This is a genomic window from Nocardioides sp. (assembly GCF_014360585.1).
Classification (GTDB): domain Bacteria; phylum Actinomycetota; class Actinomycetes; order Propionibacteriales; family Nocardioidaceae; genus Nocardioides.
Window position 1 is genome coordinate 1 of the sequence record NZ_JACIXG010000114.1, and the last position, 14865, is coordinate 14865.

The 14865-nt window shown below is 69.4% G+C and carries 13 protein-coding genes; 6 read left to right on the plus strand and 7 right to left on the minus strand.

Annotated features, from left to right (window positions below; all coding sequences use genetic code 11):
- Positions 1-274: 274 nt before the first annotated feature.
- From H5T77_RS23925 to H5T77_RS23935, 3 genes are all read right to left on the minus strand, one after another.
- The gene (locus H5T77_RS23925; protein WP_292653114.1) at positions 275-1786 is read right to left on the minus strand and encodes a flotillin family protein; all 1512 of its coding nucleotides are present in this window, start codon (positions 1784-1786) and stop codon (positions 275-277) included.
- A gap of 15 nt (positions 1787-1801) precedes the next feature.
- Positions 1802-2332: an NfeD family protein gene (locus H5T77_RS23930; RefSeq protein ID WP_292653115.1), complete on the minus strand. Its 531-nt coding sequence runs from the start codon at positions 2330-2332 to the stop codon at positions 1802-1804.
- A 160-nt stretch (positions 2333-2492) separates the two neighbouring features.
- Entirely contained in the window at positions 2493-3176 is a 684-nt protein-coding gene (locus H5T77_RS23935; protein ID WP_292653116.1) for a pirin family protein, read from the minus strand.
- A 15-nt stretch (positions 3177-3191) separates the two neighbouring features.
- Between H5T77_RS23935 and H5T77_RS23940 the strand changes: the two genes are divergently transcribed.
- Positions 3192-4442, plus strand: coding sequence for a glycoside hydrolase family 1 protein (locus H5T77_RS23940; RefSeq protein WP_292653117.1), 1251 nt, complete (start codon positions 3192-3194; stop codon positions 4440-4442).
- Positions 4443-4451: 9 nt separating this feature from the next.
- On the opposite strand, the gene H5T77_RS23945 is transcribed toward H5T77_RS23940, so the two are convergent.
- Together H5T77_RS23945 and H5T77_RS23950 are read right to left on the minus strand one after the other, a co-directional pair.
- Positions 4452-4865: an HIT family protein gene (locus tag H5T77_RS23945; RefSeq protein WP_292653118.1), complete on the minus strand. Its 414-nt coding sequence runs from the start codon at positions 4863-4865 to the stop codon at positions 4452-4454.
- 10 nt (positions 4866-4875) lie between these two features.
- A complete protein-coding gene (locus tag H5T77_RS23950) occupies positions 4876-6900 on the minus strand; it encodes an NADPH-dependent 2,4-dienoyl-CoA reductase (protein ID WP_292653119.1) in 2025 nt (674 codons plus the stop codon).
- A 63-nt stretch (positions 6901-6963) separates the two neighbouring features.
- Between H5T77_RS23950 and H5T77_RS23955 the strand changes: the two genes are divergently transcribed.
- From H5T77_RS23955 to H5T77_RS23970, 4 genes are all read left to right on the plus strand, one after another.
- Complete coding sequence (locus tag H5T77_RS23955; RefSeq protein WP_292653120.1) at positions 6964-7818, plus strand: ABC transporter substrate-binding protein; 855 nt, start codon at positions 6964-6966, stop codon at positions 7816-7818.
- Positions 7818-8690, plus strand: a complete 873-nt coding sequence (locus tag H5T77_RS23960) for an amino acid ABC transporter permease (RefSeq protein WP_292653121.1) — start codon at positions 7818-7820, stop codon at positions 8688-8690. Before H5T77_RS23955 ends, H5T77_RS23960 begins: the two co-directional genes overlap by 1 nt.
- Complete coding sequence (locus H5T77_RS23965) at positions 8687-9460, plus strand: amino acid ABC transporter ATP-binding protein (protein ID WP_292653122.1); 774 nt, start codon at positions 8687-8689, stop codon at positions 9458-9460. Before H5T77_RS23960 ends, H5T77_RS23965 begins: the two co-directional genes overlap by 4 nt.
- 252 nt (positions 9461-9712) lie before the next feature.
- Entirely contained in the window at positions 9713-10315 is a 603-nt protein-coding gene (locus H5T77_RS23970; RefSeq protein ID WP_292653123.1) for a hypothetical protein, read from the plus strand.
- 9 nt (positions 10316-10324) lie between these two features.
- Here the strand turns inward: H5T77_RS23970 and H5T77_RS23975 are convergent, their stop codons facing one another.
- Complete coding sequence (locus tag H5T77_RS23975) at positions 10325-11773, minus strand: glyceraldehyde-3-phosphate dehydrogenase (protein WP_292653124.1); 1449 nt, start codon at positions 11771-11773, stop codon at positions 10325-10327.
- A 200-nt stretch (positions 11774-11973) separates the two neighbouring features.
- Complete coding sequence (locus H5T77_RS23980; RefSeq protein ID WP_292653125.1) at positions 11974-13353, minus strand: serine/threonine-protein kinase; 1380 nt, start codon at positions 13351-13353, stop codon at positions 11974-11976.
- Positions 13354-13623: 270 nt separating this feature from the next.
- Between H5T77_RS23980 and H5T77_RS23985 the strand changes: the two genes are divergently transcribed.
- On the plus strand, positions 13624-14775 hold the full coding sequence (locus H5T77_RS23985; protein WP_292653126.1) for a CaiB/BaiF CoA transferase family protein: 1152 nt from the start codon (positions 13624-13626) through the stop codon (positions 14773-14775).
- Positions 14776-14865 lie beyond the last annotated feature (90 nt).

The following is a 14865-nucleotide window of genomic DNA, read 5'->3' on the forward strand; positions in this document are numbered from 1 at the left end:
CCGCCGCTCTGCGCCTGCGGCCGAAATGAGATGTGGCCCGGCCGTGAGGCCGGGCCACATTCAGTTTCCTCGGTGTCCCTCTACCGACGGGGGGAACAGTAGAGAGACTCGAGGAGCGAGCCTGGCGGCCTTTCGGCCGCGAGGCCCGGTCGAGGCTTGGAGTGCTCCCTCCCTACGTCGACGTGGATACATAACCAGACTTGTTCCTGGCTGTCACGCCAATGCCCCTTTTCAACAGGATTGGTGACCGGGGTGTTGGCAACGTGTGGATCGGTCAGCTCGGCAGCTCGGCGGAGGGAGCCGCCGTGGAGTCGTTCTCACCGTTGCCGGAGGCCGCCTTGCGGAGCATCGATCCGAGGTCGATGCCGGTCGTGGTCTTGAGCATGGCGAGGGTCTGGACGACGTTGTCGTTGACCTGCTTCGGGATGGCACCGGCACCGTCGGTGGAGAGCACGGTGAGGTTGTCGATGGCGCTGATCGGCGCGGCGACCTCCTTGGCGACCCGCGGCAGGACCTCGATGAGCATCTGCAGCACGGCGGCGTCGTTGTAGGACTCGAACGCCGAGGCGCGCTTCTCCATCGCCTCCGCCTCGGCCTGTCCGATGGCCAGCGTGGCGGCAGCGCTCGCCTCACCCTCGGCCCGGGTCGCCTCGGCGCCGGCGAGACGCAGCGACTTCTGCGCGTCACCGCGCTTGGCGCCCTCGATGGCCTCGGCCTCGGCCAGCGCGGCGCGGCGGGCCTTCTCCGCCTCACCGCTGAGCCTGGCCTGCTCGGCGTCGGCCTCGGCCGCGGCGATGGTGGACGCCTTGCGCGCCTCCGCGGCCGCGATCTCGGAGCTGCGGCGAGCCTCAGCCTCCTGCTCGACACGGTAGCGCTCGGCGTCGGCGGGCTTGCGGACCTGCGTCTCGAGTTGGCGCTCGGTCAGCGCCGCCTGACGTACGGCGACCTTCTCCTGCTCGGTGAGGATGGCCTGGTCGCGGTCGGCCTGGGCCAGGGGCCCGGAGGCGGCTGCCGTGGCGGTGGCGGCGTCGGTCTCGGCCTTGATCTCGGCCTGCTTGAGGGCGAGTGCGCGCTGAGCGACCGCGATCTCCTCCTCGGCCTTGATCCGGGCCTGCTCGGAGGCACGCCGGGCCTCCGCCTCGGCGATCGAGGCGGTCTGGGTGATGCGTGCCGCCTCGGGGCGGCCGAGGTTGGCCAGGTAGGAGCCGTCGTCGGTGACGTCCTGGATCTGGAAGGTGTCCAGGATCAGACCCTGGCCGGTGAGCGACGACTCGGACTCGTCGGCGACCCGCTGGGCGAACGCGGCCCGGTCACGGATGATCTGCTCGACGGTCAGGCCGCCGACGATCGAGCGCAGCGCGCCGGCGAGCACCTCCTGCGTGAAGGGCTCGATCTCCTCCTGCTGGGAGAGGAACCGCTGAGCGGACAGACGGATCTGGTCGGCGTTGCCGCCCACCTTCACGATCGCGACTCCCTCGAGGTTCAGCTTGATGCCCTGCCCGGAGACCGCGCCGCGGATCTGGACCGAGATCCGGCGCGAGGAGAGGTCCATCGTCGCCAGCTTCTGGACGAACGGGACCACGAAGACGCCGCCGCCGAGCACGACCTTCTGCCCCGAGAGGTCGGTGGTGAGCTGGCCGGTCTCCGGGTTGAGGACCGCCTTGCCCTTGCGGCCGGTGACGATGAAAGCCTGGTTGGGTCCGGCGACCTTGTAGCGGCTGGTGACCAGCAGGAGAAGCAGGATGAGAAGTACGGCGAGGCCGGCGATCGGCACCAGCAGTTCCATGGGGACCCCTTCAGGTCAGGAGGTGATCTCGCGCCAGGTCGGCGCGACAGTGACTGCCGTCGGTGAGAGGACGCCGGTCACGTGCACGGCGGTGCCGGGGGTGATCTCCTCGTCGTCGTCGGGCGCCTTGGCGTTGTAGGTCACCGTGTGGCCCCCGAGGGCGACCCGAACCACGCCGAAACCGCCCGCCGGGATCGTGGTGATCACAGCAGCGTCCAGCCCGACGGCGGCGTCCCCCGAAGGTGCCGCGTCGGTGTGCTCTTCCTTCAGCAGGCGGGTCAGCCACAGCGCGAACCAGGCGAAGAGCGCCCCGACGACAGAGCCGACCGCGATGGTGGGCAGCAGGGGCAGCGACAGCGGGCCGTGGGCGATGGCCCCGCCGAACCCGAACGCCGACACGAACCCGGCCAGCGCCGCGGTCGAGAACCAGTCGCCCTCCAGCCAGTCCAGCAGGCCGCCGAGGAAGCCGTCGAGCAGATCGCCGATCACCAGCGACACGAGCAGGAGGCCCAGCCCGACGGCTCCGATGATCAGGAACGTCGTCACTACGGCCATCCTTCAAGTTGAGCAGTCTGGCGCGGACACTACCCAGGTGGGGCTGGTCCTGTCCGGCGAATTCCTCGGTCGGTGTCTTCGGGACATCGTAGGCCTGCAAAGTGAGCCGTTCTCGTCGGTCAAGATGGCGGCCCACGCGTTCACCCAGGCGCTAGTCGAAGCACCAGAGAAGAAGCTCGGTCGGTACGCCGGCGCTGATCGTGAACTCCGGCGACAGGTCCTCGCCGGCGGTCACCTCGAAGGCGTCACCGGCGACGAGCGGCTCGGCCATGCCGCTGCGCAGGAGCGCGCCGGAGGCGATGTGGAGGTGGCGGAGCCGCGCCTCGGGAAGGGTGATCTCGGACGGGCCGGAGGTGCCGATGCGGGCGACGTACAGCGTCCCTGCGGGCAGCGACACGGCCTCGGTCCATGCACCCTCGCGCGCGACGACGTCGTGGACGGCGTACGCCGGCGCGCCGGTGCTGCCGGCGATCCAGACCTGGATGAACCGGGTGCTGGAGGCGGTGGCGAACTCCGAGTGGTCGACGCCGTCGCCGGTGGTGAAGACACCGACCTGGCCGGGGGAGACGGTGCCGGTGGCCCCGGTCGAGTCGGTGTGGGTCACCTCGCCGGACAACGGCCAGGTGACGATCGAGACACCGGCATGGTGGTGGGTGTCGAACCCCTCACCGTCGCGCAGCAGGTGCTCGTCGTACGCCACGATCGGGCCGAAGCCGATGCGGTCGGGGTCGTAGTGGGGGCCGAAGGAGTAGGTGTGCCAGGTTATTTTTCCTGGTCTGAGGCCGGGCGGCCGCTCTGTGAATCGGGCGGTTCCTCGGCGGATCTGGGCAGTCACAGTCATGATTGTGCCGTGGCGTTTCCCAAGTTCCCGACTGGCTTCCTGTTCGGCACTGCAGACGCCACCCGGCCGGGGGGCGAGCAGGATGTTGCGCTGCTTCAACGTCTCGGTGCGCCGGGATACCGATTCGCGGTCTCCTGGCGTGAGTTCCAGCCGGGTGGTCGCGGTGCCGTCGATCCGGATGCCCGCGCTCGCTACGACCGCCTGGTCGACGAGCTGCTCGAGGCCGGTCTGCGCCCGTCGGTCACGCTCTACGCCGGCGAGCTCCCTGAGCCGCTGGTCGCCGACGGTGGCTGGCTCAACCGCGCCACGGTCGATGCCTTCGGTGAGTACGCCCAGACGGTCGTGGAGCTGATCGGTGACCGGGTCCCGGAGTGGGTGCCGGTCCAGGACCCCAATGTGGCCGGCTATCTCGGCTACGGGCTCGGCACCATCGCTCCCGGTCGTCGCGCCGGCTGGGGACTCGTCGCGGCGATGCATCACCTGCTCCTCGCCCACGGCCGCGGCGTCCAGGTGCTGCGCGCAGCCGGGGTCGAGTCGGTCGGGTGCGCCAACCATCACGAGCCGATCTGGCCGCTCTCCGAGGACCCTGCCGACGTCGGTGCGGCCAAGCTCGTCGACCTGGCCTGGAACGCGGTGCCCCTCGAGGCGATGCTGATGGGCCGCTACCCACGCGACCTCGCCGGCCTCGCCGACGAGGTCGTGATGCCGGGCGACATGGCCGTGATCCGCTCCCCGCTGGACTTCTACGGGGTCAACTTCTTCGCCCCGCAGCGCATCGGCGCCTCAGCCGAGGGCGACGAGATCCCGTTCCGGATGGTGCCGCTCGTCGGTCATCCGGCCACCGACACCGGCTGGGGTGTGGTGCCCACCGCCCTGCGCGAGTGGCTGATCATCACCCGCGCGCGTTATCGCGCGGCGATGCCGCCGATCGTGGTGACCGAGTGCGGTGCTGCGTACGACGCCCCGCTGGTCGACGGCGAGGTCGACGACCAGGCCCGGATCGACTACCTCGAGGCACACCTGGAAGCGGTCTCGGCCGCGATCGAGCGCGGTGTCGACGTGCGCGGTTTCTACGCCTACACCCTGCTCGACCGAGACGGCTGGGAGGCGCCGTTCACCGGCAAGGACTGGGAGGACGGCGTGGGTGGGAAGTACGGCCTGGTGCACGTCGATGCCGCCGGGGTGCGCACGCCGAAGCGGTCCTTCGCCTGGTACGCCGAGCTGGTCGCCGCTCACGCCGAGGGCGCCCCCACGGGATGACTCGACGGGCTAGAACGCGAGCTTCTCGCCGATCGCCTTGATCGCGTCCAGGTCACCCGGATACGGCACCCAGGGCAGCGTGAGCGAGTCCTTGGACTTGTCGGTGTAGCGCGGGATGACGTGGAAGTGCAGGTGGAACACCGTCTGCCAGGCGGTCGACCCGCAGTTGTTGAGTACGTTGACCCCGTCCGCCTGCAGCACGTCGACGGCCCGCTTCGCGACCGCCTGGGCGGCCTTCGCGGTCGCGGCGAAGACCGCAGGGTCGGACTCCAGGACGTCTTTCGTGTGCGTCTTCGGCACCACCACCGTGTGGCCTTCGGCCGCCGGGGCGATGTCCATGAAGGCGTACGTCTCGTCGTCCTCGTAGACCTTCGTCGAGGGGATGTTGCCCGCGACGATGTTGCAGAACAGGCAGTCACTCATGCGACGAAGGTTACAGCCCGGCGGCGACCTCGGTGCCCTGCTGGATCGCGCGCTTGGCGTCGAGCTCGGCAGCCACGTCGGCGCCCCCGATCAGGTGCCAGCTCTTGTTCGCGCCCTTCGTGGCGGACTCGTCCTCGGGCCAGAGAGTGCGCACCGACTCCTGACCGGCGCAGAGGACCACGTGGTCGACCTCGAGCGTGTGCGGCTCGCCGTCGACGGCGTAGTGGAGGGTGACGGAGTCGTCGCCGGCCTCGATCTTGTCGTACGTCGCACCCCGGACCTGCTTGACGCCGTCCTGCTTCAGGTGGGCGCGGTGGGCCCAGCCCGAGGTCTTGCCGAGGCCGATCCCGATCGGGGTGGCCTTGCGCTGCAGCAGCGTCACCTGGCGGGCCGGGGGCTCCAGGACCGGCCTGGTCAGACCGCCGCGGAAGGTCGCCGGATCGCCGACGCCCCAACGGGCCTTCCACCCGTCGAGGGACTCGGGTCGGTGGGTCAGCCAGACGGAGACGTCGACGCCGATGCCGCCGGCGCCGATGACCGCGACGCGGTGGCCCGGGACGACCCGGCCGGCGAGCACGTCGGCGTACGTCACGACCCGGTCGTCCTCGGAGCCGGCGATCTGCGGGAGCCGCGGCGTGACGCCGGTGGAGATGATGACGTGGTCGAAGGGCTCCAGGTCAGCGGTGGTGGCCTCGGTGTCGAGACGCACCTCCACCCCCAGCACCTCCAGGCGCCGGGTGAAGTAGCGCAGGGTGTCCTTGAAGTCCTCCTTGCCCGGCACCTCCATGGCGAGCCGGAACTGGCCTCCGAGCTGCGAGGACTTCTCGAACAGGGTCACCGAGAGACCACGCTCGGCAGCCGAGGTGGCGGCGGCGAGGCCTGCCGGGCCGGCACCGACGACGGCCACGGTCTGCTTGAGCTTGGTCGGGCGGAGCACCAGCGTCGTCTCGCGCGCGGCGCGCGGGTTGACCAGGCAGGAGGCGGCCTTGTTGGAGAAGGCGTGGTCCAGGCAGGCCTGGTTGCAGGCGATGCAGGTGTTGATCTCGTCGGTGCGACCCTCGGCGGTCTTCTTGGCGAACTCGGGGTCGGCCAGCAGCGGTCGGGCCATCGAGACCAGGTCGGCCTTGCCCTCGGCGATCGCCGACTCGGCGAGCTCGGGGGTGTTGATCCGGTTGGAGGCGCAGACCGGCACGCTGACCTCGGCCTTGAGGCGAGCGGTCATGTCCAGCCAAGCGCCGCGCGGGACCTGGGTGATGATGGTGGGTACGCGAGCCTCGTGCCAGCCGATGCCCGTGTTGAAGACCGAGACCCCGGCGTCCTGGAGCGCGTACGCGAGCTCGACCGTCTCCTCCCAGGTCTGCCCGTCCTCGACCAGGTCGAGGATCGAGAGCCGGAAGATGATCGGGAAGTCGTCACCGACCAGCTCGCGTGAGCGGCGCACGATCTCCACCGGGAACCGCATCCGGTTGGTCGTGGTGCCGCCCCAGCGGTCCTCGCGCTGGTTGGTCCGCTCCGCGAGGAACTGGTTGATCAGGTAGCCCTCGGAGCCCATGATCTCGACCGCGTCGTAGCCCGCCCGCTTCGCCAGCGCCACGCTCTTGGCGAAGTCGCTCACGGTCGCGTCCACGGCCTTGTCGGAGAGTGCCGCAGGCTTGAACGGGTTGATCGGTGCCTGGATGGCCGAGGCGCTGACCGAGAACGGCGTGTAGGCGTAGCGGCCCGCGTGCAGCACCTGCATCGCGATCGCGCCACCCTCCTCGTGCACCGCCGCGGTGACCCGGCGGTGCTGGGCGGCGTGCAGCCGGGAGCTCATCTCGCTGGCGAACGGCTTCAACCAGCCACGCTTGTTGGGGGCGTAGCCGCCGGTGATGATCAACCCGGTGCCGCCGCGTGCGCGCTCGGCGAAGTAGGCTGCCAGTTTGGGAATGTCCCACGCGTGGTCCTCGAGACCGGTGTGCATCGACCCCATCACCACCCGGTTGCGCAGGGTGAGCGACCCGATCGTCAGCGGAGAGAGCAGGGATTCGTACGCCATGGACGTATGCTACTCATGAGTAATAAGAAGCGGCCAGCGGCCGTCCCATTTACGCTTCGGCACATGCGTACTCGCCTCACCGCCCTTCTCGTCGTTCCGTTCGCCCTCGCTGCCACGTTGTCCGCGTGCGGGAGCGAGAGCGACACCAGCGCCGAGGGCGGCGCCCCCGCCTCCTGCAAGGCCGCGGATCTGCCGCTGAAGCAGGACAACAAGCTGACCATCGGCACCGACTCTCCTGCGTACGAACCGTGGTTCTCCGAGAACGACCCCAACAACGGCAAGGGCTTCGAGTCGGCGGTCGCCTACGCGGTCGCCGACCAGCTCGGGTTCGCGAAGGACGACGTCGTCTGGGTCAAGCAGGCGTTCAACACCTCCTACACGCCGGGCGCGAAGAAGTTCGACTTCGACATCAACCAGATCTCGATCACGCCCGAGCGGGCGAACGTCGTCGACCTCTCGCAGGGCTACTACACGGCCTCGCAGGCGGTCGTGACGATGGCGGACGACGCGGCCAAGGCGGCATCGCTGGCTGATCTCAAGGGTCTCAAGCTCGGTGCGCAGACGGCGACCACCTCGCTCACCGCGATCCGCGAGGACGTGCAGCCGAGCACGGATCCGCTGGTCTTCGACACCAGCGACCAGGCCAAGCAGGCGCTGCTCAACGGTCAGGTCGACGCGCTCGTCTTCGACCTGCCGACCGCGTTCTACATCACCGCGGCCGAGATCGAGGGCAGCACGATCACCGGGCAGTTCGAGAGCAGCTCGACGCCGGAGGAGTTCGGCCTGCTGACCGAGAAGGACAGCGGCCTGGCTCCGTGCCTCGACGAGGCGCTGACCGCGCTCGAGAAGGACGGGACCCTCGCGGCCCTCGAGAAGGAGTGGCTCTCTGACGTCGTCTCCGTTCCTGTCTTGAAGTGATGGGTCTCGACAAGCTCGACCACCGGGGACAGCGGAAGTGGGTTCCGAGCGAGCGGGAGCTCGAGAGGCAGGCCGTACGCCGCCGGCTGAAGCTGCAGCAGATCGTCATCGCCACGGTGGTGACCGTGGTGGTGACGGTCGGGGTGGGCCTGCTGGTCGTCTCCTCGCCCGGGTGGGACCGGGTCCGGGACTACTTCCTGAGCTGGTCGCACGCGCGCGACTCGTTCGCGGCGATCGCGGAGGGGTTCTGGATCAACATCCGGATCTTCCTGATCGCCGAGCCGTGCGTACTCATCCTCGGAGCGCTCGTCGCCATCACGCGCCAGACGACCTCCCCATGGCTGGCGCCGCTGCGGTTCCTGGCCACCGGCTACACCGACCTGTTCCGCGGAGTGCCGTCGATCCTGGTCGTGGTCATCTGCGGCATCGGCATCCCGGCGCTGGGCCTGGCCGGGGTGACCAACTCGTTGTTCTGGCTGACCACGTTCGCCCTGGTGCTCTGCTACGGCGCCTATGTCGCCGAGGTCTTCCGTGCCGGCATCCTGTCCATCCATCCCACCCAGGTCGCCTCGGCCGAGGCGCTGGCGCTGACTCACACGCAGACGATGCGCTTCGTGGTCCTTCCGCAGGCCGTACGCCGCGTCGTACCGCCGCTCATGAACGACCTAGTCTCGCTCCAGAAGGACACCGCCCTGATCTCGGCGGTCGGTGTCTTCGAGGCGCTGCGGACGGCCCAGGACTACCAGGGCTACAACTTCAACGGCACGCCGCTGCTGGTCGCCGCGGCGTACTTCCTCATCGTCGCGGTGCCGCTCACCCGGCTCACGGACTGGCTGATGCGGCGACAGATCGAGAAGGAGCAGGGCCGATGACGGAGCCGATGTCAGAGCCGACGCCCGCGCTGGTGGCTTCCCCGCTGCTGGAGGCCAAGGGGCTGCGGAAGGCGTACCGGGACCGGGTCGTGCTCGACGACCTGGACCTGTCCGTCGCGGAGCACGACGTGGTCTGCCTGATCGGTGCGTCGGGCTCGGGCAAGTCGACCCTGCTGCGCTGCCTGAACCTGCTCGAGACGATCGACGACGGGATCATCACCTTCGACGGCCGGGAGATCTCCGACCCGCTCGTGGACCCGCGCTCGGTCCGCCGCGAGGTCGGCATGGTCTTCCAGGCCTACAACCTCTTCCCGCATCTGTCGGTGCTCGACAACTGCACGCTGGCGCAGGTGCGGGTGCACGGTGTGCGACCGGACGAGGCGGCCGATCGTGCGCGGACGCTGCTGGCCCGCTTCGGCCTCGCCGACAAGGCGGACGCTCATCCGGATGCTCTCTCCGGAGGTCAGCAGCAGCGGGTCGCGCTGGTGCGGGCGATGTGCACGCGACCGCGTCTGCTGCTCCTGGACGAGATCACCGCCGCCCTCGACCCTGAGCTCGTCGGCGAGGTGCTGGAGATCGTCCGGGCCGAGGCAGAGGCCGGGACGACCCTCGTGCTCGCCACCCACGAGATGTCCTTCGCCCGTGAGATCGCCACCAAGGTCTGCTTCCTCGACGGCGGCCGCGTCCTGGAGCAGGGTCCGCCGGAGCAGCTCTTCGGGGACCCCGTCGAGGAGCGTACCCGCGCCTTCCTCGCCCGCGTCCGCTCCTGAGCGTCACCCCGATGCCCGTTCCTTTTACTAGACGATGACACCTTGTGAACCGTTCACAAAGCGTCATCGTCTAGTAAAAGGAACGGTTCTGGCCTCTGCCGGTGGGCGCCCGTGCGCGGTTTCCACAGGGTTTTCCACAGGCTCTTGATTTCGGTCGCACGGTGGGAGCATCTCTTCGTAGCGTCCCTGCCCATGGGGGCCACTTCACGAATCACGACGCGCGAGGCGATACGTCGGATCTGCGATCTGCACATGATCGGGAAGGTCGAGGCGAACAGGGTCCTGACCGCCGGCCTCGCCGGTCCCGGACAGAAGGTCGGCAGCGCGATCTTCTACGACGAGCGCAGGCTCGCTGCGTTGCTGGCCCGGCCGCGCTGCGCGGAACAGACGTTGGATGCGGTCCGGCCGGTCATCGTCCGGCTCGGTCGTGATCGCCGGTTCCCCCTGGTCGCGACCGTCGCCAGCTGGGTGGTGTTCGGAGCGGAGGTCACCGGTCACACCTATGACGAAGGTGCACCGCCGGCGGCGAACCGCAGCACGCCGCCTCGTACGTTCCAGGTTGAGCTGCCGGGCGACTGGTTCGAGGCCATGAAAGAGACCTGGTTGCCCCTCGAGCACGGCCCGACGGTGACGGTCTGGGGTGTGCCGACGAACGGGCCTTTGCGCGAGGTCGACTGGCTCAGAGTCGATGCCGACAAGCAGAAGGAGCGGCTCGAGTACGAGATGTGGCTCCGATCTGCCCCGGTACTGCGCGATGTCGCTCAGGTCGGCCTGACCGACACCGACACCATCCTCAGGGCCTGGGACCAAGCTGCCCCGTCTCATCCGGAGACCGGACGAGACGGGGCAGCGTAGAAGTCAGGCTCAGACAGCAGCCGGGGCCGGGAAGGTCGGGTACTCGACACCCGAGATCGACTGCACGGTGCGGACGACCTGGCAGGAGTAGCCGAACTCGTTGTCGTACCAGACGTAGAGGATCGCGGAGTCGCCGTCGACGATGGTCGCGTTGCCGTCGACGATCGAGGCGGCGCGGGAGCCGATGAAGTCGGAGGAGACCGCGTCGCGAGCGGTGGTGAAGTCCACCTGGCGACGGAGCTCACCGGTCAGCGACGCCTCGCGAAGGTAGTCGACGACCTCTTCCTTCGAGGTCTCGCTCTTGAGCGAGAGCGACAGGATCGCGATCGAGACGTCCGGGGTGGGGACGCGGATCGAGTTGCCGGTGATCTTCGCCTTCAGGTCCGGGAGCGCCTTGGCGACAGCGGAGGCAGCACCGGTCTCGGTCAGGACCAGGTTGAGCGGTGCGGAGCGACCGCGACGGTCGGCCTTGTGGTAGTTGTCGAGCAGGTTCTGGTCGTTGGTGAACGAGTGCACCGTCTCCACGTGACCGCGCACGATGCCGAAGCGGTCCTCCATCAGCTTCAGCGGCGGCACGATGGCGTTGGTCGTGCAGGAAGCGCAGGAGATCACGGACTCGTCGCCGCTGAGGGTCTGGTGGTTGACGCCGTGGACGATGTTGGGGACGTCGCCCTTGCCCGGCGCGGTCAGCAGCACCTTCTTGACGCCCGGCCGCAGGTGCTGGGAGAGGCCCTCCCGGTCACGCCACCTGCCGGTGTTGTCGATGAGGATGGCGTCCTTGATGCCGTACGCCGTGTAGTCGACCGTCGTGGGGTCGTTGGAGTAGATGAACTGGATCGGGTTGCCGTTGGCGATGATCACGCCGTTCTTCTCGTCCACCGTGATCGTGCCGGCGAACTGACCGTGGATCGAGTCGCGGCGCAGCAGCGAGGCGCGCTTGATGAGGTCGTCCTCGCCACCCTTGCGGACGACGACGGCCTTCAGCCGCAGCCCGTGACGCGAGCCGGCCTTCTCGACGAGCAGGCGGGCGACGAGGCGGCCGATGCGGCCGAAGCCGTAGAGCACGACGTCCTGGCCGCCGTTGCGCTCGAGCTTGTTACCGCCCGTGGCGCCGGCCAGCTTCTCGGCGACGAACTCGTCGGGGGAGAGGTCGCGCTCGTCTTCGGCGTACTGGACGGCGAGCAGACCGAGATCGATCTTCGACGGGCCCAGGTCGAGCTTGGCGACGGCCTGGAGGAGCGGGAACGTCTCGGTGACGGAGAGCTCCTCGCCCTCGATCTGGCGCGCGAAGCGGTGTGCCTTGAGGATCGAGATGTCGGACTTGCTCACCAGCGACCGGCTGTGGACCAGGATGGTGACATCCTTCTCGCGGTAGAGCCTGCCGATGATCGGGATCATCGTCTCCGCGAGCTCCTCGCGGTGCTGCCAGTCGTTGAAGGTCTCGTCGGTGTTGCTCACAGCTCAACTTTCGGTTGCTCGGGAAGGCTCGGCCCGTTCGGGCGCGCGGCGCACTCAGCCAGGCTCGATTATCGGGACTCCCAGAGCCCCGGCCACCTTGATCGATCCAACCCGGACCCGGTGGTCGAGCTCGTCGAGACCATCCACGCCGCCAGGTGATCGAGCCTGTCGAGACCACCCGAACGACCCGACGGCGTTCCTCAGGACGCCGCGGGCGTCGTCGGCTCCTCGGCAGGTGGCTCGGTCGGCTCGGGGGTCGCGGTCTCGGTCGGCTCGGCGGTCGGTGTCGGGCTGACCGGCTCGCTGGTCGGCTCGGTGGGGGCAGGAGCGCTCGGCTCCGGCGCCTCGGACGGCGCTGCGTCGTCGCTGGGCACGCTGTTGCTGGGGACGATCTCGTCGTCGCGCTCGGCACCCTCGTCCTCAGGCGTTTCGTCGACCTCGGGCCTCGTCCTGGTGTCCACGGACCCGCCCACCGGCGTTGTCGGCGCGCTGCTGCTCTGGCCGGCGGTCGGCTCGGCCGAAGGGGTCACCTCGCCGACCTTCGGTGCGTCCTCCCGGCCGGGCAGGAGGACGGTGCTGGCGGCGACGGCCACGCCTGCCGAGACCAGGACCGCTGCCGCGGCTGCCAGGACGGCGATCTTCCAGCGTCGCTTCGACGGCTGGGCCGGCTCAGGGAACGTGGGCGCCCGAGTGGGCAGGTCGGCGGTGTCGCCCGGGGACCACGGTGCGCGAGCGATCCCGGCAGCCGCAGGGAGTCCCTGGGGCGGCATGCCGACGAAGGTCTCCTCCGTCGAGGTGGCCGGGGCGGGCAGCAGAGTCCAGTCGCCGTTGGTGGCGAGGATGTCAGCCGCGGAGGGTCGGGAGGCCGGCGCCTCGGCCAGGCAGGCGGCGACCAACGGGCGCAGATAGTTCGGGCAGAGGCTCAGGTTGGGGGACTCCCCCGTGAGGAGGTGCCCCATCGAGCCGATCTCGCCGCTGAACGGCCAGCGGCCGGTGGCGGCGACGAACGCGACCAGACCCAGCGCCCAGATGTCGACGGCGCTGGAGAAGGTGCCGGTCTGGACCTGCTCGGGAGCCTGGTAGCCGTAGGTGCCGACGGCCTTGCCGGTCTGGGTCAGCGCGGTGCCGTCGACCGAGCGGGCGATGCCCATGTCGATCACGCACGGGTCGGTGGCGCCGTAGAGGATGTTGCCCGGCTTGATGTCACGGTGGACCAGGCCGGTGGTGTGCACCGCGGCGAGAGCCTCGGCAACCCCGGCGACCAGTTGGCGTACGTCGATCTCCGGCAGCCGCTGGCCGGACCCGACCAGCTTGCTGAGCGGCGGGTCGGCGACGTACTCGCTCGCCATCCAGGGCTGCTCGGCACCGGGGTCGGCGTCGAGGACCCGCGCGGTGAACCGGCTCTCCACCTTCTTGGCGGCCTGGATCTCTCGCTCGAACCGCGCACGGAACCCCGGGTCGGACGTGAGCTCCGGAAGGATCGCCTTCACCGCCGCCTGCATACCCGCCGCGTCCTCGCCCAGGTAGACGACGCCCATGCCGCCGTGTCCGAGGCGGCCGGTGAGCGTGTACGGACCCATCTCGCGGGGGTCGTTCGCGGTGAGCGGGCTGACCGAGCTGGTCGGCTGGGACTGGGGGGATGGGGGAAATTCCCGAGACAACTTCTCTGCTCCTGTGCACCGGCGAGTGTGTCTCGGAGCGTATCGGACGCGGGCGCTGGGATCCGTGATGCCAGGCGGAGGGTTCTCGACTCTGTGAAACGGGATCCTGCAAGTATGGCCGGCATGACTGAGTCGATGGAGAAATCCAGCCCCCGGTGGTCGAGCTTGTCGAGACCCCCTTCTACTGCGGTGGCCCTGGGCCAGGGCACCGGTCCCCTCCGCGGGGTCAAGGTCGTCGAGCTGGCCGGGATCGGGCCGGGGCCGCACGCCTGCACGATCCTTGCTGACATGGGCGCGGACGTGATCCGGGTCGATCGTCCGGGCGGCAACATTCTCGGGGGCGGCGCCGGCGACCTGCTCACCCGAGGCCGTCCGAGCGTCGCGCTGGACCTCAAGAACCCGGACGCCGTCGAGACCGTCCTGCGCCTGGTGGAGACGGCCGACGTGCTCATCGAAGGGCTGCGCCCCGGGGTCACCGACCGGCTGGGGCTGGGGCCGGAGACCTGCCTGGAGCGCAACCCGCGGCTGGTCTACGGCCGGATGACCGGCTGGGGTCAGGACGGTCCGCTGGCTCAGTCGGCCGGTCACGACCTCACCTACATCGCCACCACCGGTGTGCTCAACGGGCTCGGTCAGGACCGGGCCCGACCCCACTTCCCGCTCAACCTGCTCGGTGACTTCGGCGGCGGATCGACCTATCTGGTCATGGGCATCCTCGCCGCGCTCGTCGAAGCCAAGACCACCGGCGAGGGCCAGGTCGTGGACGCCGCGATCGTGGACGGCACCGCTCACCTCGCCACGATGATCTCCGGCATGCTCGCCTCCGGCTCCTGGCATGAGCAGCGGCAGAGCAACCTGCTCGACGGGGCGATGCCGTTCTACGCCCTCTACGACACCTCCGACGGCCGCCAGGTCGCGGTCGGTGCGCTCGAGGGCAAGTTCTTCGCCGAGATGGTGACCCGGCTCGGGCTCGACGGAGTCTGCCCGGGGCAGTACGAGATGGAGCGCTACGACGAGATGCGCGACCTCTTCACCAAGACCTTCGCGTCGAAGACGATGGCCGAGTGGGCCGAGATCTTCGAGGGCACCGACGCCTGCGTCGCCCCCGTCCTCACCCCCTCCGAGGCCGCTTCGCACCCGCACCTGCAGGCCCGACAGACGTACGTCACCCACCACGGTGTCACCCAGCCGGCTCCCGCCCCGCGGTTCAGCCGCACCACCTCCACCCTGGGTGCGGGGCCGGCCGCCAGCGCCGGCCAGCACACCCGCGAGGCCCTCACCGCATGGGGCGTCACCGACGTCGACGCGCTGATCGAGAAGGGTGCCGCGTTCCAGGACTGACGCGAAGCGAACTGTGTTGGTCTCGACACCGGCTCGCTGGCGCTCGCCGGGCTCGACCAGCGAAATCGCTGGTCGAGCCGCCGGAGCCGC

Coding starts and splice junctions, on each gene's coding strand:
- H5T77_RS23945 (WP_292653118.1), bottom strand. CDS start 4,865: ATGAGTGACTGCCTGTTCTGCAACATCGTCGCGGGCAACATCCCCTCG.
- H5T77_RS23970 (WP_292653123.1), top strand. CDS start 9,713: ATGATCGGGAAGGTCGAGGCGAACAGGGTCCTGACCGCCGGCCTCGCC.
- H5T77_RS23925 (WP_292653114.1), bottom strand. CDS start 1,786: ATGGAACTGCTGGTGCCGATCGCCGGCCTCGCCGTACTTCTCATCCTG.
- H5T77_RS23965 (WP_292653122.1), top strand. CDS start 8,687: ATGACGGAGCCGATGTCAGAGCCGACGCCCGCGCTGGTGGCTTCCCCG.
- H5T77_RS23980 (WP_292653125.1), bottom strand. CDS start 13,353: ATGGGTCCGTACACGCTCACCGGCCGCCTCGGACACGGCGGCATGGGC.
- H5T77_RS23955 (WP_292653120.1), top strand. CDS start 6,964: ATGCGTACTCGCCTCACCGCCCTTCTCGTCGTTCCGTTCGCCCTCGCT.
- H5T77_RS23960 (WP_292653121.1), top strand. CDS start 7,818: ATGGGTCTCGACAAGCTCGACCACCGGGGACAGCGGAAGTGGGTTCCG.
- H5T77_RS23950 (WP_292653119.1), bottom strand. CDS start 6,900: ATGGCGTACGAATCCCTGCTCTCTCCGCTGACGATCGGGTCGCTCACC.